Annotated in this window: 15 protein-coding genes; 10 read left to right on the top strand and 5 right to left on the bottom strand. The window is 61.7% G+C overall.

Going from position 1 to position 19089, the window contains the following annotated elements; translation table 11 throughout:
* Nucleotides 1-486: 486 nt before the first annotated feature.
* The 3 genes from A8V01_RS29070 (at nt 487) to A8V01_RS00260 (ending at nt 3683) form a co-directional block, all read left to right on the top strand.
* Nucleotides 487-1176 (top strand): TonB-dependent receptor plug domain-containing protein, encoded by a 690-nt coding sequence (locus tag A8V01_RS29070; protein WP_245892171.1) that lies wholly within the window; start codon nt 487-489, stop codon nt 1174-1176.
* Between the two features lie 9 nt (nt 1177-1185).
* Nucleotides 1186-2946, top strand: a complete 1761-nt coding sequence (locus tag A8V01_RS00255; protein ID WP_245892173.1) for a TonB-dependent receptor — start codon at nt 1186-1188, stop codon at nt 2944-2946.
* Nucleotides 2947-3008: 62 nt separating this feature from the next.
* On the top strand, nt 3009-3683 hold the full coding sequence (locus A8V01_RS00260; RefSeq protein ID WP_103093951.1) for a GntR family transcriptional regulator: 675 nt from the start codon (nt 3009-3011) through the stop codon (nt 3681-3683).
* Between the two features lie 109 nt (nt 3684-3792).
* Here the strand turns inward: A8V01_RS00260 and A8V01_RS00265 are convergent, their stop codons facing one another.
* The gene (locus A8V01_RS00265) at nt 3793-6240 is read right to left on the bottom strand and encodes a TonB-dependent receptor (RefSeq protein ID WP_103093952.1); all 2448 of its coding nucleotides are present in this window, start codon (nt 6238-6240) and stop codon (nt 3793-3795) included.
* 176 nt (nt 6241-6416) lie between these two features.
* Nucleotides 6417-7214, bottom strand: a complete 798-nt coding sequence (locus tag A8V01_RS00270; protein WP_170065786.1) for a DUF1838 family protein — start codon at nt 7212-7214, stop codon at nt 6417-6419.
* A 515-nt stretch (nt 7215-7729) separates the two neighbouring features.
* On the opposite strand from A8V01_RS00270, the gene A8V01_RS00275 reads away from it, so the two are divergent.
* The 4 genes from A8V01_RS00275 to map all read left to right on the top strand — a co-directional run bounded on the left by A8V01_RS00275 (nt 7730) and on the right by map (nt 11675).
* Entirely contained in the window at nt 7730-8359 is a 630-nt protein-coding gene (locus A8V01_RS00275) for a GntR family transcriptional regulator (protein ID WP_103093954.1), read from the top strand.
* Between the two features lie 107 nt (nt 8360-8466).
* A complete protein-coding gene (locus tag A8V01_RS00280) occupies nt 8467-10575 on the top strand; it encodes a TonB-dependent receptor (protein ID WP_103093955.1) in 2109 nt (702 codons plus the stop codon).
* Nucleotides 10576-10677: 102 nt separating this feature from the next.
* Nucleotides 10678-10890, top strand: a complete 213-nt coding sequence (locus tag A8V01_RS00285; RefSeq protein ID WP_103093956.1) for a ParD-like family protein — start codon at nt 10678-10680, stop codon at nt 10888-10890.
* Nucleotides 10887-11675 carry a type I methionyl aminopeptidase gene (gene map, locus A8V01_RS00290; protein ID WP_103093957.1) on the top strand — a complete coding sequence of 263 codons (789 nt, stop codon included), beginning with the start codon at nt 10887-10889 and terminating at the stop codon, nt 11673-11675. Before A8V01_RS00285 ends, map begins: the two co-directional genes overlap by 4 nt.
* A 43-nt stretch (nt 11676-11718) precedes the next feature.
* On the opposite strand, the gene A8V01_RS00295 is transcribed toward map, so the two are convergent.
* The 3 genes from A8V01_RS00295 to A8V01_RS00305 all read right to left on the bottom strand — a co-directional run bounded on the left by A8V01_RS00295 (nt 11719) and on the right by A8V01_RS00305 (nt 16130).
* The gene (locus A8V01_RS00295; RefSeq protein WP_103093958.1) at nt 11719-13983 is read right to left on the bottom strand and encodes a S9 family peptidase; all 2265 of its coding nucleotides are present in this window, start codon (nt 13981-13983) and stop codon (nt 11719-11721) included.
* Nucleotides 13984-14076: 93 nt separating this feature from the next.
* A complete protein-coding gene (gene pncB, locus A8V01_RS00300) occupies nt 14077-15381 on the bottom strand; it encodes a nicotinate phosphoribosyltransferase (RefSeq protein WP_103093959.1) in 1305 nt (434 codons plus the stop codon).
* An 11-nt stretch (nt 15382-15392) separates the two neighbouring features.
* Nucleotides 15393-16130: an NUDIX hydrolase gene (locus tag A8V01_RS00305; protein ID WP_103093960.1), complete on the bottom strand. Its 738-nt coding sequence runs from the start codon at nt 16128-16130 to the stop codon at nt 15393-15395.
* A gap of 80 nt (nt 16131-16210) precedes the next feature.
* Here A8V01_RS00305 and A8V01_RS00310 point away from each other — a divergent pair, with 80 nt between their 5' ends.
* The 3 genes from A8V01_RS00310 (at nt 16211) to A8V01_RS00320 (ending at nt 19081) form a co-directional block, all read left to right on the top strand.
* On the top strand, nt 16211-16795 hold the full coding sequence (locus A8V01_RS00310) for a cysteine hydrolase family protein (protein ID WP_103093961.1): 585 nt from the start codon (nt 16211-16213) through the stop codon (nt 16793-16795).
* Between the two features lie 133 nt (nt 16796-16928).
* A complete protein-coding gene (locus A8V01_RS00315; protein ID WP_103093962.1) occupies nt 16929-18260 on the top strand; it encodes an MFS transporter in 1332 nt (443 codons plus the stop codon).
* Nucleotides 18261-18262: 2 nt separating this feature from the next.
* On the top strand, nt 18263-19081 hold the full coding sequence (locus A8V01_RS00320) for an alpha/beta fold hydrolase (protein ID WP_103093963.1): 819 nt from the start codon (nt 18263-18265) through the stop codon (nt 19079-19081).
* Nucleotides 19082-19089 lie beyond the last annotated feature (8 nt).

Genomic DNA, 19089 nt, shown 5'->3' on the forward strand with positions numbered 1-19089 from the left:
GAGCTGCAAGCCGTGCGCGACAGTACCGTCTGCCGCGTACGGCTTGCGCTCGCGTTGCCGGGGGTGATCCGGCGAAGGTTTCGTCCGCTGACAGGCGTTTCAAATGTCGGAGCCTGACCACCGCTGAGGCAGATTGCCGCTGGTGGGCGTGTGGCTGTTTAGGTGCCGCTTGGGTATCGTTGTGGCACGCTAGGTGCCGCTGTGTGCGCTCATTGTTCAGGCCGGGTGCCGGAGCGATCTACTTCCAATTTGGTGTACAAAACACCGTGCAGATGGCCCTTTCTGGATATGGCCTTGTGCTAATTCCATGAATTAAATTGGATTTATGATCATATCCGATCTCTCCCGTAAATGCCAAGGATGGCATTCAAATTTTTTGTGTACAATATTTCAAATGTGAGTCAGGTTTGCATTGCTCAGGGTCGAAAACGACCGGGCGCAGGGCGGACATCACCAATCGTAGTGCTCAACAGGGGAAGCAATTCGATGGCTCACGCACGTGCATACCTGTATTGCGGGATCGCGTTTTCCGCGCTTCTCGCCGCTCCGTCCTTCGCGCAGTCTGCGCCCGGCGGCCTTGCCGAACCGGCCTCGGAAATCACCGTAACTGCCCGTCGCCAAAGCGAAAAACTTGCCGACGTGCCGGCCTCCATCACCGTGCTCACCAGTCAGGATCTGGCGACGAAAGGCATTGTCACGACTGAACAGGCGATCGCCTCGACACCCGGCGTCACGATCGTTTCCAACGGCGCGCAGATCGGCGATCCGCAGATCAACATTCGCGGCGTAAACGGCGCGCGCGATGCTGAAAACAACGTCGCACTGGTCGTCGATGGCATCCTCAAGACCAATATTTCCGCGGTAAATCAATATCAAGGCGCGCTTGAACAGTTCGAAGTGCTGAAAGGTCCGCAGGGCGCCTACTACGGCCGGGGGGCCACCGCCGGCGTCCTTGTCATGAGCACGAAGAAGCCGTCCGATCATTGGGAATTCAGCGGAAGAACGTCCTATGCTACGCAGGACAGCCAGCTTGCCGAAGGATCAATCGCAGGGCCGGTAGCCGAAAACACCGGCATCGTTCTTTTCGGGCAGTACCGTCATACCGACGGCTTCTATAGCAACACCGGCCCTGATCCGCGCACCCAGGGCAAGACCATCGACAACTATCGGGGCTAGGGCGCCGGCGTGCGGTTCTATTCCGAACCGACGGACAGACTGACGCTGGATGCCAAGTTCCGCTACAACAAGGTGAAGGCGGCGGCCCTGAACTTCACGGCGATATTCGCATTGCCGGACTTTGCATCCGCGCTGGGAAATCCGGACTTCTTCCAGAATATCAACGATCACAAAGACTTCGTCTACCAGCGCAACGTTCCTTCGATCGATAATCAGCGCACCGTCGAAGGATCGTTCAAGGCCGAATACGCCTTCGATGGCGTCAAGCTGACGGCGTGGGGCCTGTTCTCCGACATCGATGAAATCTTCTACGCCGATACGACAGCCGCCGGGCTGGGCCGGTTCAGCGGGCAGGCTTCCTGCATCGCTTCGGTGGCGGACCTGTACGCCCAAGGCATCACGCTGCAATCGCCTCTCTATCTCGGGCCGACGCCGGGCGCCTCCACGCTTGGCGCCTATAGCCCGACCACTTGCGACGGCATCCAGATCACCCAGCGCGACCAGCGCGACATCAGCGGGGAAATCCGGCTTGCCTCGGACACTGACGGGCCGCTGCAATGGTCTTTGGGCGCCTACTACCTGCACATCAACCGCCACTACGGCACAGCGGTGAACGAGGATGACGGCGGAGACGTGGTGGTTAGCCTGTACAATGCGCCCGGCACCCGCCAGCAGACGTCGCAATTGTTCAACGACCGGTTCAAGACCGACGTTTTCGCTGGCTTCGGCTCGGTACAGTATGCGCCGACCGACAAGCTGACGCTCTCTGCCGCACTGCGCTTTGATCGTGAGGAGCGGCACGTGACGCCGCTGGTTCCCAATGTGCCCGATCCGGTCACCGGCGATCCCATCAATCCCGGCTATCTGGTGGGCACGCTTGTCCCCAAATCCAAGGCGTATCAGCAGGCCCAGCCCAAGGTCACCTTGCGTTACGAATTCACACCCGCGCTTAACGTCTATCTGGACTATGGCGTCGGTTTCAAGGCGGGCGGGTTCAACAGTCAGGGCAGTGCCGCGCTGGTGCAGACCTATTTCAACGATCTGCTGGGCTCGAACATCGGGGTGCAGGACGATTACGGCAAGGAAGTCTCCCATGCGCTGGAGGCGGGCTTCAAGGCCAGCTTCATGGGGGGAGATCTGCAGATCAACGGTGCGATATATCGAAATATCGTTGAGGATATGCAGTTCTTCGAATTCTACACCGGAACATTCGGCATTCTTCGCGTCGTATCCAACATCGACAAGGTTCAGTTGCTTGGCGCGGAATTGGGGGCAACGTGGAAAGTGGCTCCGGGATTTACGCTCGATGCCGGCGGAAACCTGCTCGACAGCAAGATAAAGGCGAATTCGGTCAGGCCCGATACCGTCGGCAACAAGTCGCCTTACTCAGCGAAATATACGCTCAACGTCGGCGCTTCGGTGGAGCAGCCGATAAACGACAAGCTCGATTTCACCTTCCGTGCAGATTACCGCCTGACAGGCCCCACGTGGTTCCATGTCGTGCAGGACCAGACCCGCAGGACGGTCTTCGACCTGTTCTATCCGGGAATTGGCACGGCGGATTACTCGGGTACCCGGCGTGACCCATACGGTATTCTCAACTTGCGCGCGGGCCTGAAGGGGCAAGGCTGGCGACTGACTGCGTTCGCCAACAATTTCCTCAAGAAACAGTACATTGAAGAGATCATTCCTGCGCCGGAATTCGGGGGTTCATTCGTAACGCCCGGCGCCCTGCGGACCATAGGGGTTGAAGCGGGCATCGACTTCTGAAAGGGCTGGCACAAGGGGGCTACCTGTTCCCTGTGCCCCCTGCCGCCGCGGAGCCCGGTCGCATGAAGAAGACATCCGACGACGTCTATCGACGCATCCGCAGCGGCATCCTCTCGGGCCACTTTGCGGCAGGCTCCTTCGTGCCGGAGGACGAGTTTGCCACCTATTGCGGCACCTCCCGCACGCCGGTGCGCGAAGCGATCTCCAGGCTTGTATCGGAAATGCTGCTTCAGCGTTCGGGAACGCGGCGGGTCTTCGTGCCGCAATGGTCGGACAACCAGATCGAGGAGCTGTTCATCCTGCGTGCCGGGCTGGAGCAGCATTGCGCCCAGCGCGCGGCAAGGCTCATCACCGCCGATCAGATCGCAGCGCTGCAGCTGCACTGCGACTTTATCGACGGCGCGATCAGCGCCTCGGATGGCCCGGATATTCCGGCCTTCGTAGAGGGTAACCGCCGCTTCCACTCCGGCATTCTTGAAGCCGCCGATTCCGAACCGCTCGACAAGCTGATGCGCATCGTCGTCAGCCAGGTCATCATCCATCGCACTGCCGAACGCTATTCGCTTGGCGACATGGAGCAGAGCCAGACGGATCACCGCGATCTGATCGCCGCCTTTTCCGTAAAGGACAGCGACTGGGCAGGAACCATCGCGCGCAACCATATCCTGCGCGCGGCCCATGCCTATCGCGTGCAGGCGCTCAGAAAAGTACGGGACTGTGCTGAAGGGGCCGATTGAAAGGTACTGTGGAGAGGGCCGGGCACGCTGGAGGTGCCCGGCCAGGAGGTTCTCCCGCCGGCGATGAGGGACTAGCGGATCGCCGAACAGGAGAAGTCGGTGTCGCAGATCAGAACTTTACCTTAAATTCGACGCCCCCGGTGCGCAGTTCCGGCAGACCGACAAGAACGGCGGAATATGTCGACATGTAAGCGTAGTTCTGTTCGATCGTCCAGTTGTCGGTGGCGCTCGTATAAGCCTTGTTGTTGAACAGGTTGGTTACGAATACTTGTATTGATGCATCGCCCCAGCCAAGTCCGGCCCGAACGTTTACCTTATGTGCATCGCTGGTTTTCGCCAGGTTGGCCTGACTGCTGTAGAAGCCCGACTTGAAATTCCAGTCCGCTCGGGCAAACCAGGTGGTATCGTCCTGCCCCTTGACGTCGCCGCCAAGCTGAATGCCGATATTGGCGGAGTACTTCGAGGTATTCGGCATTTCCTTGCCGCTGTAGTCGGTGATGCCCGACAGCGCCGTGATCGTCGGGCTGGCGAAGTCGCGGATGTCCGTGACGTTGATCGCGCCGCCCCCGTCGATCGTGATGAGATCGATCGGCCGCCATGCGAATTGACCTTCGACACCGTAGAGATTGACCGAGCCCGAGTTGGCGTAGCCGCTGACGAACGACACGTTTTCCACACCGTTGGTGAACGTACCATTGGGCAGCGTCAGCAGGATCGAATTGATCTGCCGGCGCCACTGGGCATAGTAAGCGGCCAGCGAATAGGTCATTCGCCCGCCAAACAGTCTGCCCTTGGCGCCGATTTCATAGTTGGTCATCTTTTCGGGATCGACAGTCAGGGCCATTCCGGCGTCAGCTGCGGCCTGTTGGATCGCAGCCGATTCACTCAGTATCCCGGTATTGAATTGCGCCGGATTTATGCCCTTGGCCCACGATGCATAGAGCATCAGTTCCGGTGAAACCTGGTAGTTGGCGATGATGCGAGGTGTGAAATTCTTGAAGGTCCTCTTCGCCAGCAGCGTCCCCGCAGCGTAAGTGCCCGAGGGTACGAAGACATCGGACGCCACCGTAAGGCCGGAAGAGCTTACGTAAGATGCCAGCTTGTCGACCTGATACCGTCCTTCGGCGCTGAGCGAGAGGCTGTCAGTGAAGTCATAAGTCAGGCCGAAATAGGCGCCCTTGGTTTCGCTCTGGTCCTTACCGCCCTTGTAGAAACTTGCCGCCGATGCGGTAGAAAGAGCACTGCCGCCGCCGGAATACGAACGCGCGTAAAGATAGCTGGCCCCGACCACGCCACGCAACTTCCCGAAATCGAAGTTGATGCGCCCTTCGGTGGACCAGTCCTTGTTGTCGCGCTCGATGAGATACGGGAAGTCGAAGTACCCATATGGCGAATAGGCCGATGTCAGCATCGACGTGTCAAAACCGTCGAGGTCGATCAGCGTCGACCACTTCTCACGGTTGAATCCGCCCAGCAGTGACAGCGACAGTTGATCGTTCAGTTCATAGTCCAGGGTGCCATGGGCGTGGCGTGTATGACGCAGTAGCCCGTAGTGATCGACGGTATCGTCAGGAGAAACGACGCGGTTGGTGTCAATCGCCAGCAGATTGCGGATGTTCTCGCTCATTTCGGTGTTGGCCGAGACGCCATTGCTGAACCGGGGCAGGGTGCCGCAGATGAAGGGGTTGCCGTTGACGGTGCAGTTGGACTGGCTGGCGTAAACGGTGGTGCCGCCAGGGGCGACGATATTCTGAGCCAGGATGCGGGTCTGTGCCGAAGGGCCGTCCTCATCCCGTGCGATCATGCCGAACAGCTTGATCGTCAGCTTGTCTGTCGGCTTCGCCACGATCAGCAGGGTTCCTGTGGCCGATGACTGATCACCAAGCGTTTCGCCGTTCGTCTCGTTCTTCCATGAGCCGTCCTTTCCGAACTTTTCGCCGGTTGCGCGGAAAGTCAGCGCATCTCCGATAATCGGCCCTTCAACTTCCACACGCGCGCGATAGTTGTTGCGGGTGCCGGCCATGCCCGTGACGGTGGCTGACCAGTCCCCATCAGGAACGCTGTTCACAACGTTGACCGCGCCGGCAAAGGTATTCCTGCCGAAGTATGCGCTTTGAGGGCCTTTCAGGATTTCGATACGTTCCGGGGCGCTGATTGCCGTGAAAGCCGAAGGGGAGGCAATCGGGACGCCGTCGATGAACAGCGAAGTGGTGGTCGCCAGCGTCGTCGAAGGCGTCATGCCGCGCAGGATGATCTGCTGGAACGAACGGTCGGCATGGCCGGAAGAGCTGTCGTTGATGTTGAGCCCCGGCGTCGATGCGGCAAGGTCCTGCATCGTCTTGACGCCTTTGATGTCAAGCTGCTCGCCGGTTATCGCAACGACCGTAACGGGCGTCTTGAGAATGTCTTCCTCACGCTTGCGGGCGGTGACGATGATGTCACCGGGCAGCGCGGAAGCCTGTTCGCTCGACTGGGCCAGAGCGGGGCTGCCTGAAAGCCCCGCGACCATGGCCGATGTGGAAATGAGAGTGGCAACAAATTGCTTGACGTTATTCATTGCGATTTTCCCTGAACTGATTTTTGCGGCAAATATGTATCGAACTGGATATTTATTCTGTTCGGCACATGCTTGTTCACTTGCCCTGCGAACGTGCGGCCGAGGCCATCGTTAGACTTTAATGCGCCGGGTCATTCCCGGTCGGTGTCTTTCGTATTTCAGGATGCGCGGGGCGTTCAGCCCTTCCAGATGCTGTCCAGAAGAGAACCCGGATCGTCCAGAATGGCCGGAAACTGCTTGCGCGTGGCTTCGATCCAGCGCTGCGGCAGTTCGGATAGCGATACGCCGTACCGGCCACTGCCGATCGCGGTCAGGTGACCGGGGTGCCCGTCCATCTCCATCCACGGACGCCAGTCGACGACATTGGTGAAGGCGGTCGAGCACGGTACGCGGGGCAGGTCGGTGCGCGCCAGATCATCGGTCCGGGCGTGCATCGTTATCATCTCGTTATAATGGAATGGACGCCTGCCCGCCGCTGCCGGCATGCCCACGCGGGTTACTTCCGTCATCCAGACGTCGCTGCCCCGCACTTGCGGCGTGTGGATCACGTGATCGAAGTGCGTGCCGGGTACGAGGTTGGGCACTGCCATTTCAAGGCTGGGCAACAGGGTGATCCGGCTTGGCGGCATGTTCCTGCGCGGATCGATGTTCCACTTGCCGGTGTAGGGATTAAGGAATCTGCCGGGTGCCTCGCCGGTCTGCGGATCGAGGAAGTGGGCGATTTCGCCGGTTACGCCAGCATAACTGCCATCCGGTTGCTTGCGGTAACGCGCGAAGGTGGCGCCCACGACATCCCACAGCGGCGTCATCTCGGCATCTACGACGCCAAAGTAGCTGCCGCTGACATAGCCGATGACCAGTTGCTCATTGAGCGCCCCGCGCATCATCATATAGGCCCGAAACCGTTCGGACGGTGTGTCGAGGGGAACCCCCCGCGTCGCCGCGATACCCGCCGCCCATGCCGATGAGGTCATCAGTGCGGTTCCTGCCCCGATGGTACCTGCAAGAAGCCCTCGCCTTGATACGGAGGCGGCATCCTTCGTGCAGGATGCGTTGCTGACGATGCCCACCGTCATGGCGCGTCGTGACGCTGAACAGACGATGGCTCGTTTACTTGGCGAATCCGCTTGGGTTTGTGTGCCACGTGCTTTTCCCCTGTTTGACTTACGGCATTCTGATGCTCGCACCCGGCGCGCTTTGTTGTCGCCGTCGTCTTGGGAAAGCTGACTTTACGTACACAATTACGAAATTGTCTTTCTCGCGTCACTCCGCCTGTCGGATAATAACAAATTGCATAAATGAATAAATATAGTGCATATATCATTGATTATTATGATTTATGTTGAGAAAAGCGATTTATTTTCACGGCTGAAAGCCCCGATCGATAACACTGCGGTTTCGTGAAATTTTGCATACAAACTGTATCGCTATGGACCTTTGCATACAATTGTGGTGAGCCGGCCTCTCTGGCGGGACCTGGAGGGCGATCATGTCGAAGGCGGGCGAACGGGCCTACAATGCTATTCGCGACCAGATTCTGGATGGCACGCTGGCACCGGGATCACAGGTGCGTGAAGAGGATATCGCCCATGCCTGCGCCACCTCACGCACGCCGGTGCGTGAGGCGATCAGGCGTCTCGAAGGCGAAAAGCTGATCGAGCGGGACCGGCAGCGTTCCTATGTGCGGGTATGGTCGGAGGCGGCAATGCGCGATGTGTTCGCGTTGCGGCTGATGGTGGAGCCTTACGTAGCCGGGCAGGCTGCCAGGCTGATCCAGCCAGAAAGTGTCGATGTCCTGCGCCGTGCGAACGACATTTACAGGCGCGAATTGGCCATGGCTCGTCCGGACATTTCGGTCATCGTCACCCAGAACAACCTTTTTCATGAAACGCTGCTCGATGCGACGGGCTCGGACGTGCTGCAGATGATCCTGCCCCGGCTCATCGCGGTCCCGATCGTCCCGCTGTCATTGCGGCGATACGATCGGCCACAGCTTGAGAAAGCCCTGGAAGAGCATGACGAACTTGTGATGGCTCTGGAGGCGCGGGATCCAGAATGGGCAAGCATGATCATGACCGGGCACATCCATCGCGCCCGGCGTGTCTTCTTTGAAACGTGACATTCTGACTGGTTAACCCAACCTTATGGAATGCCCCCTAGTTGCCCGGTGGAGAACATCGGCAGGTGGATGCGCCAGTGCGTCATCCCGCACATGAGGGTTATGGTATGGTTCGTCTGGTCAGTCATGCGGCGCTGATCTGTGTCGCGGTAATGAGTACGCAGGCACAGGCACAGGCACAGGCACAGGCACAGGAACAGGGGGCCGGCGCGCCGCAGGGGGAAGGCGCCGACATCATCGTGACCGCCCGCAAGCGGGAAGAGCGTGCCGTAGACATCCCCGTCGCGGTGACGGCGGTGAGCGGCGCGGCACTGGAAAGGCGCGGCGCGGCCAATCTGGCCGATTTCCTGCAGGAAGTTCCGGGGGTGGGTACTTACGATGGTGGATCGGCGCTCGGCACGAAGATCACCATTCGCGGCATATCCGCATCACTGGGGGCCAACGAGAACGGGTTTTATCTGGACGATCTGCCGTTCACCGGCGTCACCGTGCCGCTCAGCCCGGACGTCCGCGCCTGGGATCTTGACCGGGTAGAGGTTCTGCGCGGGCCGCAGGGCACGCTGTTCGGCGAAGGGTCCATGGGCGGCACCGTGCGCATCCTGACGCGCGGCGCGGATCTGGATACGTGGGAGGCCAAGGGCCTTGGCATGGTGTCCGATACGCGTGGGGGCGGCACCAACGGGGGAGTCAAGGGTGCCTTCAACGCACCTATCGTGCCCGGAGTGCTGGCCGTGCGCGTTGCCGGCACGCATGAGCGTTATCAGGGCTGGGTCGACAACAGCGACACCGGAACGACCAATGTCAACGATCAGACTTACGATACCTTCCGCGCCCGCCTGCGCTTCGATCCCTCCGATAAGCTGTCGATCACCGGCAGCTACTGGTGGTCGAAGTCCGATTTTCCCGCGGGCGGATCAAGCGCGCGCGACGATGACCAGCAGACGCGCGGCACGGTGCCCTACAGCAAGAGCCGGATGGAGCTTTACGGCGCCACGGCCCGCTACGATCTGGGCGGGGCGGAGCTGTTCTATTCCTACACCCACAGCGATTTCGGCGTTCCGCAAAGCGGCGTGTCTTCGGCCGGCAGCATCGACACCAACATCGACATCGCGCTTGATGCGCATGAGTTGCGCCTTGCCTCTACCGGCGATGGGCCGCTCAAGTGGACGGTGGGTGCCTATGCCCGCGATTCGCAGCGCAACGATACCGTCAAGTTCCCCGCGCGGGGGATAGACAACGATGCGCAGATCAATTCCCGCGCCCGCGCGCTGTTCGGAGAGGCGACGTACACGTTGCCGGGCGTCCCGGTCGATCTGACCGCCGGTCTTCGCTACTTCGAGGATCGTCTGCGCGGGTTCGAGGCCAATTCCGGCGTGATCACCGACCAGCCCGGCGACACGTACAAGTCATGGAACCCGCGTTTCTCCGTCGCGTGGCATCCGGTTGAAAACACCACGATCTATGCCAGCGCGGCCAAGGGGTTCCGATCCGGCCAGTTGCAACCCACCGTGCCGCTGGCGCTTGCGCCGCTCTATGACGTGGAACTGCCCGCCGCGCTCAGCCAGGATTCGATCTGGACGTATGAAGTGGGCGCCAAGGCGGACCTTTGGGAGCACAAGCTGTCGATCGAGGCTGCCGTGTTCTACAGCGACTGGAAGGATGTGGCGGTTCGCATTCCCATTCCGGGCACTTCGTTCAACGGCCTGATCAATTCCAACGGCACCCATACGAAGGGCGCGGAACTGAGCCTCGTGGCGCAGCCGGTGAAGGGCCTGACGCTTTCCGCAGGCGGCGCCTATGTCGATGCAGAGTACACCGATGCGGTTGCCGGCACGGCCATCGTCAAGGGCTCGGCCGTGGACGATGTTGCGAAGTTTACCGCCAGCGCCGCGATCGACTATGCAGCTGCGATCACCGATACAGTGCAGGCGTTCGGCCGGGTTGGGTGGCAGCACAGTTCACCGCGCCGCAATTCGTCCTACGCCGCATTCCTGCCGGGCGACACGATCGACCGCGTAGACGCGCGGATCGGTGTGGAGTTCGCCCAGCTGACCATCGCGCTGTTCGCTGACAACCTGACTGACGAAAACGGGGCGACCAGCTTCCGCCAGGTGCAGCAGACCGGCCCGGCCAGCTTCGATATCACTTCCAACCGCCTGCGTCCGCGCACTCTGGGGCTGGAAGCCAGCTTCCGCTTCGGCGGCCCGGCGCGCTGATATTTGCCCGCCCCGTCGCATTTTCGTCGCGACGGGGCGGGCTTGCGATACTCGTGCCTGCGGATATATGATCCATATACGAATCGTATATAGGAATTACCCATGGGCATCGTGAACATCGATGACGACCTGCACGAACAGGTCCGCCGGGCAAGCAAAGTCGCCTGCCGCTCCATCAACGCGCAGGCCGCCTACTGGATCAAGGTGGGCATGCTGTGCGAAACCAATCCCGGTCTCAGCTTCACCGAAATCATGGAACGTGAACTGGCCTGTGCCGGAGTGCAGCCGCCAACGCTGGCGACGAGGGCGGCGTGACCAAGACCCCTGAAGAACTGGCGCTGATGGCGCAGGCAGGAAAGCTGCTCGCCTCTGTGTTCGAGATGCTTGATACCGTGCCGCTGATCGGCAAATCGACGCTTGATATCGATACGCTGGTCGAACGCTTCATCGTCGACGAATTGCAGTCGCGGCCCGCCAGCAAGGGGCAGTACGGCTACGGCTTCGTGCTCAATTCCTCGATCAACGACGTGGTCTGCCATGGCGTGCCGTCATCGTCCGATGTGCTGCGCGACGGGGACATCGTCAACTTCGACATTACGCTGGAGAAGGACGGCTTCATCGCAGATTCCAGCAAGACCTACATGGTCGGCAATGTCGATCCGGCTGCGCGCAGGCTGGTGCAGGTTACTTACGAAGCTCTGTGGATGGGCATCCGATCCGTGCGTCCCGGCGCAAGGCTGGGGGATATCGGCGCTGCCATCGAAAAGCATGCGAAGCGCAACGGCTATTCCATCGTGCGTGAATACTGCGGCCACGGCATCGGCCGTGAAATGCACGAAGACCCACAGATCCTGCACTTCGGCAGAGCAAACACCGGGATCATGATGCGCGAAGGCATGGTGTTCACGATCGAACCGATGCTGAACCGTGGTCGGCGCGGCGTGTGGACCGAAGATGACGGATGGACGGTGCGCACGAAGGACGGCTCGCTGTCGGCCCAGTTCGAGCATACGGTAGCCGTGACCGCTACCGGCGTATCGGTGCTGACACTGCGCAAGGACGAACACGATATGGTGCGGCGCAGGAAGGCCGCCGCCTGACCCCTGGGATCAGGCGGCGCGGCCGGATCATGGCCTCGGCGCCTTATTCCTCGGGCTTTACTCCGTTGCGCTCCAGGAAGCCGAAGATGCTGTTCCACAGATGCACGCTGATGCGCGGGCCGCGCACGGCATGGGTCTGGCCGGGATAGAGCATCATTTCGAATGGCGTTGCTTCGCCCTGCATCTTGGCGATGAGCGTGGTGCTGTTTTGGAACACCACGTTATCGTCCGACATGCCGTGGATCAGCAGCAGCGGGTCGGCGATCTTCCCGGCATCGTCCAGCGTATCGGCCTTGCGATAGGCATCGCCCACCTTGCGCGGGTCGCCCATGTAGCGTTCGGTGTAATGGGTGTCGTAAAGTTCCCATTTCGTTACCGGAGCGCCCGAGATGCCCGCTGCGTAAAGGCCGGGATCGGCCTCCAGCATCTTGAGCGTCATGTAGCCGCCATAGGACCAGCCGTAAGTTGCGATCTTGGCCGGGTCCACGAAGTCCAGCGTCTTGAGGTATTCCGCCCCGGCACGCTGGTCCTGCACTTCCACGGTGCCCATCGCCTGATGGATCTGGGATTCGAAGGCCACGCCGCGATTGGCGCTGCCGCGGTTGTCGATCTCGAAGTAGATGTACCCCTTGTCGACGATCGCCTGTGCCAGCGCGCCTTTCCACCCGCGCGTGACGGTCTGCACGTGCGGGCCGCCGTAGTGCTCGAAGAACACCGGGTAGCGCTTGCCGGGCTTGAGTGGCGGGGTGATCATCATCCAGTGCAGGTCCGAACCGTCCGCCGCCTTGACGGTGCCGAACGTGGTCGGACGGTGGCTGGCGATGTAGGGCGCGTAAGGATGCGCGGCGTCCAGCTTGTTCTCTTCCACCCAGGCCAGACGCTTGCCGTTCTCGTCCGCGATGTAGGTCTGCGAAGGCTGCGTGGTGGAGGAACGGGTGACCAGCACCGTCGATCCATCGCGGCTGCCCGATGCCGAATTGGCCCAGCCTGCCTCGGTCAGCTGCTTCGGAGTACCCGGCTTGCCAAGGTCGATGGCATAGAGCTGCGGCGCCAGCACGTCGTCGCGGTTGCCAAGGAACAGCACGCGGCCCTTTGCCTCGTCCACCGAAACCAGCTTGGTCACCATCCACTTGCCGGTGGTCAGCTGCTGCCACTTGCCGTCCCGGAAGTGATAGAGATGGCCATAACCGTCGCGCTCCGACCACCAGACAAGGCTGCCATCCTTGAGGAAGCGGTAGTTGTCGGTCAGGTTGACCCAGCTGCCCGCAGCCGCTTCTTCGGTGAAGAGAACGCGGCTCTTGCCGGTCGCGGGATCGACGGCCAGCATGTCGAGGCGGGTCTGTTCGCGGTTCTGGCGCTGGACGTAGAGCGTCTTTCCATCGCGGGCCCAGTTGACGCGGGCAAGGTAGATGTCACGGTCCGGCCCAAGGTCCACTTCAACGCGGCCGCTGCCGTCCGGCTTCATGACGTGGAGCGAAACCAGGGCATTGGGGGTGCCTGCCGCCGGGTAGCGCTGCTGATAAGTGCGGGTGGCGTCGGCGCCGATCGCGGTGCGGGTCACCACGCCCACGGGCGCCTCGTCATAGCGTTCGACGGCGATCAGCTTGTCGTCGGGCGACCACCAGTAGCCGTCCATGCGCGCCATTTCCTCCTGCGCGACGAATTCCGCCTCGCCCCAGTGGACGGTATCGGCGGTTTCCTGCGGCGTGATCGGCTTGTGATCGGTGCCGCCCAGCGGGCCGACATAGAGCCGCCCGTCACGCACGAACGAAACGTAGGCCCCACGCGGGCTCAGCGCGGCGTTCAGTTCGTCTTCGGGGGAGTTGGTCAACTGGCGCACCGAACCGTCGATCCCGGCAAGGTAAAGGTCGCCGTCCAGCGGCACCAGGACCGCATCGCCGCCTTCGGTCCATTCGTAAGAGATGATGCCCTTCAGGCTGCCCACGCGCTGGCGTTCGCGTTGCATTTTCTCCGCCTCGCTCAGCGCCCGGCCAGAGCCCAGCTTGAGGGAATCGACCAGCATGCGCCATTCGCCGTTGCGGCGATCGTAGGCCCACAGATCGTAGCGGTCCTTGTCTTCGGCACGGCCGCGCAGCAACGTGATGTAGCGCCCGTCCGGTGAAACCTTGACCGCGCGCGGCTGCGGGCCGTCCAGCGAAGGGCTGGCGAAGACGCGGTCGAAGGTCAGATCCTGTGCGGTTTGGGACATGCTGGAAGCGCTCCGTTCGGCGGGGGCGGCGAAGGCGGGAAGGGCGGTGTAAGGCAGCGCGGCGAGGATGCAGGCGCTCAGCAGACGGGCTCTGTTCATGCCCGTTCCCTAATGGGTGACGCGGGGCAGGGGAAGCCACCGGCTCATGACAAGCCACGTCTATATGTGGATCGTCCGTGGCCCCAGCGCCCGTCACACCAACACTGCGGCATCCTGCCTGCCCGCCGCCCCGAAGATCCGCAGGTAGCGCTCTATCTCTGACGGAGAGCCTGTGGCCTTCGATGGATTGTCCGACAGTTTGACAGCCGGCCGGCCATCCGCCTCCACCACCTTGCAAACCAGCGAGATCGGATCGAGGCCGCTCGTCTCGAAAGGCGCGCAGCCGCGAAAGTCGTTGGTCAGGTTGGTGCCCCAGCCAAAGCTCATGCGCACCCGGCCGTGGAAGTGGTGGTACGTGGATTCAATGCTGTCGATGTCCATGCCGTCGGAGAAGATCAGCAGCTTGGTGCGCGGATCGCGGCCTTTCTCCTGCCACCAGCGGATGATCTGTTCTCCCCCTTCGATCGGCGGTGCGCTGTCCGGGCGGAAACCCGTCCAGTCGGCCACCCAGTCAGGCGCATTGCGCAGGAAAGAGGCCGTGCCGAATGCATCGGGCAGTGCGATAAGCAGGTTTCCGCCGTAGTGCGCGCTCCAGTCCTGCAGCACACGATAGGGCGCGCTGGCCAGCGCATCGTCGCCATCGGACAATGCGGCATAGACCATGGGCAGTTCGTGGGCATTGGTGCCGATCGCCTCAAGGTCTGCGTCCATCGCCAGCAACACGTTGGACGACCCGATGAAGCGGCTTCCCAGCCCCTCCTTCAGTGCTTCGACGCACCAGCGTTGCCACAGGAATCCATGGCGCCGCCGGGTGCCGAAGTCCGAGATCACGAGGTCGGGCAAGGCGGAAAGCCGCTCCACCTTCTCCCATAGCTTTGCCTTCGCCCGCGCGTAGAGCACGTCCAGTTCGAAGCGCCCGCGTCCTTTCATGGCCGCGCGCGAGCGCAATTCGTTGATGATGGCCAGCGCCGGGATTTCCCACATCATCGTGTGCGTCCAAGGCCCATGGAAGCGCAGTTCGTACTGGCCGTCATGCTTGCTCAGTTCATATTCGGGCAGGCGGAAATCGGCCAGCCAACCGATGAATTCGGGACTGAACATCTGCCGGCGGCCGTAGAAGCTGTTACCGGCAAGCCAGATCAGTTCCTTCTTGCCGAAGCGCAGCGTGCGGGCGTGGTCCAGCTGCGCGCGCAGTTCCGCCTCGTCGATCACATCGGCCAGGCGCACGCCGCGGGTGCGGTTGATCAGTTCGAAAGTCGCTGACACATCCGGATGAAGCTGCCGGATCATCTGGAGCATCAGCAGCTTATAGAAATCGGTATCCAGCAGGCTGCGCACGATCGGGTCGAGCCGCCAGTTATGGTTGTAGGTGCGCGTGGCGATATCGGTGAAGACCATGGAATACCTGCTCAGGACGTGACGGGGCTGGGACGGTGGCGAAAGAGTTCGGCCGGGCGGAACGACGCGCCGGTTTCACGCTCCCCGGTCGGCTGAAGCCAGCCACGGTCGAGCATGCGGCGCCGGAACGCCGGTTTGTTGAGCGAAACGCCCAGTATCGCTTCATGCACGTCCTGAAGGGCGCGCAAAGTGAAGCGTTCAGGCAGAAGCGCAAAGGCAATGTCGGAATAGTCGATCTTTCCGCGCAGCCGCGTCATCGCCACGGACAGGATTTCGGCATGGTCGAAGGCAAGCGGCAGCACGCCCTGCCTGCCCCTTGCCTGCAGGCGGTCTTCACCTGACGGCGCGAACGCGATCCGGGCAAGGGTCAACGCGGGGTCCGCTTCCAGCGCGGCGGCGAAGCGATCGGCGGGAAGGAGCGCGAAGTAGGCGACGCTGATCACGCGCATGCGCGGGTCACGGTCCACCGCACCGAAGGTATAGAGCTGTTCGATGTAGGCGCCATCCAGATGGGCCTTGTCCGAAAGGATGCGCCGTGCGGCTGCGTCCAGATCTTCGTTCATCGGGACGAAGCCGCCGGGCAGCACCCATTGGCCGGCATGGGGATGCTCCGCCCGCTGCGCGAGCAAGGCCGCAGGGGCGCCATCCACCACTGACATGAGCACGAGATCGACCGCGACCGAGGGGCGGTCATAAGCCTGTGGATCATAATCCGCCAGAAATGCCGCCTCGTTACCAGGCATTGTCATCACCCTTATATCCTCAGTGCACTTTACTTATTTCCATGATGGATATATGTCAAGCGCATCGCGGGTTTCAGGAGGCATCAATGACCGACTTCGTCATCGTGGTGGACATGCAGCATGACTTCGTGCGCGCATCGGGCGCGCTGCCGGTGCCGGATGCCGAGGCGATCGTCGCCCCCATGCAGGACTGGCTTGCATCGCTTGATCCGGGCGACGTGGCCGGCGTGCTTTTCACGTTCGACACGCATGCTGCGGCCGATTATGCAGGCTCGGCGGAAGCCGCGCAGTTCCCCATCCATTGCCAGAAGGGGACTCCGGGATGGGAAAGCGTGCTGGACGCCTCCGCAATCGCCCCTGCCATTCCCGTCCATACGCTTGAAAAGCACGTGTTCGATATGTGGGAAGAGGGCGGCGTGCGCATTCGCGGCGATGACGGCAAAGAGGCGGAGCGCGACGGGTTCTTCCGCGACCTTCGCCAGCGCGGCGTCGATCGGGTCATCGTCACCGGGGTGGCAGCCGACTACTGCGTGCGCTGGGCGGCGCAGGGCCTTCTGGCCCGCGGCTTTTCCGTGGAAATACCTGCACGCCTGACGCGCGGGATCAGCAGGGATGCGCGTGCAGTGGTGGAGGAACTTGGCGGGGAAGGTCAGCTTGCCCTGACCTTATGAGAAACCCTTGCGCTGATAGATAAATTCACTCCTTTGCCAAGATTGCCGTCCAGTGGATAATCACGGGCGCATCCGTGATCTCGCCTCATGATCGGGTAGAAGTTCAAGCACGCCCATTCGAGGAAGGATAACGATGCGATTAGACGAGGCCGGCGCGCGCCCTGAAACTGCCAGGGCAATCGGGCCTGTGGTCGCATGGATAACGGTCGCCACGCTGTTCCTTGCGCAGATCGTGTCCACCATCGATCGTGGCATGCTGGCGCTGGTGATCGATCCGGTGCGCCGCGATCTGTCGATCAGCGAAATGCAGATCGCGCTGCTGCAGGGGTTCGCCTTCTCGATCTTCTACGTCACCGTCGGCCTGCCGCTGGGCGCCGTGGCGGACGTGGTGAACCGCCGGCGCCTGCTGATCGGCGGCATCGTGATATGGAGCGCTGCGACGATAGCCGGCGGCTTCGCGCAAGGGTTCGGATCGATGTTCGCATCGCGCCTGTTCATCGGCGTGGGCGAAGCGGTGCTGGGGCCTTGCGCGGTCACGATGATCAGCGACCTTTTTCCGCCCCATCGACGTGGACGCCCCATGGCGCTTTACGTCTTCGGCAGCATGATCGCCTATGGCCTCGGCTCGCTTGTCAGCGGCGTAATCCTTGATCTTGCCCCCAGGGGAGTGTTCGCGGGCCTGCCGATCATCGGCGAAATGGCCCCATGGCGTATCGCTTTCGCGCTTGTCGGCGGCTCGGGCCTGCTGATCGTCATCCTGTTGTTCCTGCTGCGCGAACCTGCACGCCGGACCGACGATACGCCCGGTGCCGAGCCGAAGCTTTCGTTCGCCGAAGGGCTTGGCCTGCTGGCGGCGCAGCGATCCGTGTTCGTGCCGCTTTACGGCTCTCTGGCGCTTTATGCGATGGCAGGTTCCGTCGCCACCGGATGGGGTGCAGTGTTCCTGACACGCGCCTTCGGATATCAGGTGGGTATGGCCGGGCAGGGGCTTGGGACCAGCCAGATCGCATGGTCGGTAGCCGGTGCGCTTGTCGCCAGCGTCGTCGTCGATCGGGTCGGCGCAAGGTCGGGTGCGCGGGGGCGCATGCGTCTTGCGGGCGGGCTGTCGCTGGTCGGCATCCCTTCCTGCCTGCCGCTGCTTGCGGGTAGCGGGCCGCTGGCGATGATCATGCTTGGCGAGATCATGCTGGTCAGCGCCATCTATGGGACCACGATGCTGTCCGTCATCTCCGAGATCGCGCCTGCCAAGGTGCGCGGCTTCGCGGTTGCCCTTTATGCCTTCGTGATGACCATAATCGGAGCATCGCTTGGGCCCCTGGCAGTCGCCTGGCTGACCGAAACGGTCTTCGCATCGCCGCTGGCGGTGGGCCGATCGATGGCCATCGTCGGGGTCTGCGCCTTCGTTGCGGCCTCATTCCTTGCCTTCCGCGCGGCTTCGCGCATCACTTCTGACGAACGGAATTGACGATGTCGAACATCCTGCGCGGTTATGCTCCAAGCCGTTTCGGCCAGCTCCACTACCGTATCGCAAAGTGCGACAGCGCCGATGCCCTGCCGCCGCTGTTGTGTCTTCACCAAACGCCCAGCAACAGCGGGGACTGGGTGCCGGTGATGGAACCGCTCTCTGCCCGGCGAACCGTGATCGCGGTCGACACGCCCGGCTATGGCATGAGCGATTCCCCACCCGAACCCGTCACCATCGAAGACTTCGCCCAGATCATGACGCAGTTCATGGCCGACCTTGCCGCACAGGGCGTGATCCCCGCCGGACAGTTTGACGTCATGGGCTTTCACACCGGATCGCTGATCGCCACGCAGCTTGCGCGCAGCCTGCCCGACCGGGTGCGGCGCGCGGTTGTCTTCGGGTTGGCCGCGTATCCGGCCGAACTGCGTGAGGCCAAGCTGGCCAACCTTCTCACTGCCTTCCCACCGCCGGGCCCGGATCTGGCCCATGTCGAAAAGCTGTGGGCGATCATCGGCCAGCTCAGCGATCCGCGCATTTCCTACGAAGAACGCCACATCAGCATGGCCGAATGCCTGCGGTTGGGCGCACGGATGCCCTGGGGTTACATATCGGTCTATCGCTTCGACTTCCTCAAGGCGATGACCGAGGTTGCGCAACCCGTGCTGGTGATGAACCCCGAAGATGACCTGTGGGAGCCGACGCTGGCCACATCGCATCATTTCCCCAACGGCCGCCGCGTAGATCTGACTGGAGTGAAGCATGGCGTTCTCAAGCTGGAAAACGCGCGCGTCGTCGGCGAGATCGAGAACTTCCTGAACTGACATTTCCG

Origin of the sequence: Novosphingobium guangzhouense (genome assembly GCF_002896965.1) — a bacterium.
Classification (GTDB): domain Bacteria; phylum Pseudomonadota; class Alphaproteobacteria; order Sphingomonadales; family Sphingomonadaceae; genus Novosphingobium; species Novosphingobium guangzhouense.

Excerpts from the sequence above, each read along its gene's own strand:
- A8V01_RS29070 (WP_245892171.1), top strand. The coding sequence starts at position 487 with ATGGCTCACGCACGTGCATACCTGTATTGCGGGATCGCGTTTTCCGCG.
- A8V01_RS00260 (WP_103093951.1), top strand. The coding sequence starts at position 3,009 with ATGAAGAAGACATCCGACGACGTCTATCGACGCATCCGCAGCGGCATC.
- A8V01_RS00265 (WP_103093952.1), bottom strand. The coding sequence starts at position 6,240 with ATGAATAACGTCAAGCAATTTGTTGCCACTCTCATTTCCACATCGGCC.
- A8V01_RS00270 (WP_170065786.1), bottom strand. The coding sequence starts at position 7,214 with ATGACCTCATCGGCATGGGCGGCGGGTATCGCGGCGACGCGGGGGGTT.
- A8V01_RS00275 (WP_103093954.1), top strand. The coding sequence starts at position 7,730 with ATGTCGAAGGCGGGCGAACGGGCCTACAATGCTATTCGCGACCAGATT.
- A8V01_RS00280 (WP_103093955.1), top strand. The coding sequence starts at position 8,467 with ATGGTTCGTCTGGTCAGTCATGCGGCGCTGATCTGTGTCGCGGTAATG.
- A8V01_RS00285 (WP_103093956.1), top strand. The coding sequence starts at position 10,678 with ATGGGCATCGTGAACATCGATGACGACCTGCACGAACAGGTCCGCCGG.
- A8V01_RS00295 (WP_103093958.1), bottom strand. The coding sequence starts at position 13,983 with ATGAACAGAGCCCGTCTGCTGAGCGCCTGCATCCTCGCCGCGCTGCCT.
- pncB (WP_103093959.1), bottom strand. The coding sequence starts at position 15,381 with ATGGTCTTCACCGATATCGCCACGCGCACCTACAACCATAACTGGCGG.
- A8V01_RS00305 (WP_103093960.1), bottom strand. The coding sequence starts at position 16,130 with ATGACAATGCCTGGTAACGAGGCGGCATTTCTGGCGGATTATGATCCA.
- A8V01_RS00310 (WP_103093961.1), top strand. The coding sequence starts at position 16,211 with ATGACCGACTTCGTCATCGTGGTGGACATGCAGCATGACTTCGTGCGC.
- A8V01_RS00315 (WP_103093962.1), top strand. The coding sequence starts at position 16,929 with ATGCGATTAGACGAGGCCGGCGCGCGCCCTGAAACTGCCAGGGCAATC.
- A8V01_RS00320 (WP_103093963.1), top strand. The coding sequence starts at position 18,263 with ATGTCGAACATCCTGCGCGGTTATGCTCCAAGCCGTTTCGGCCAGCTC.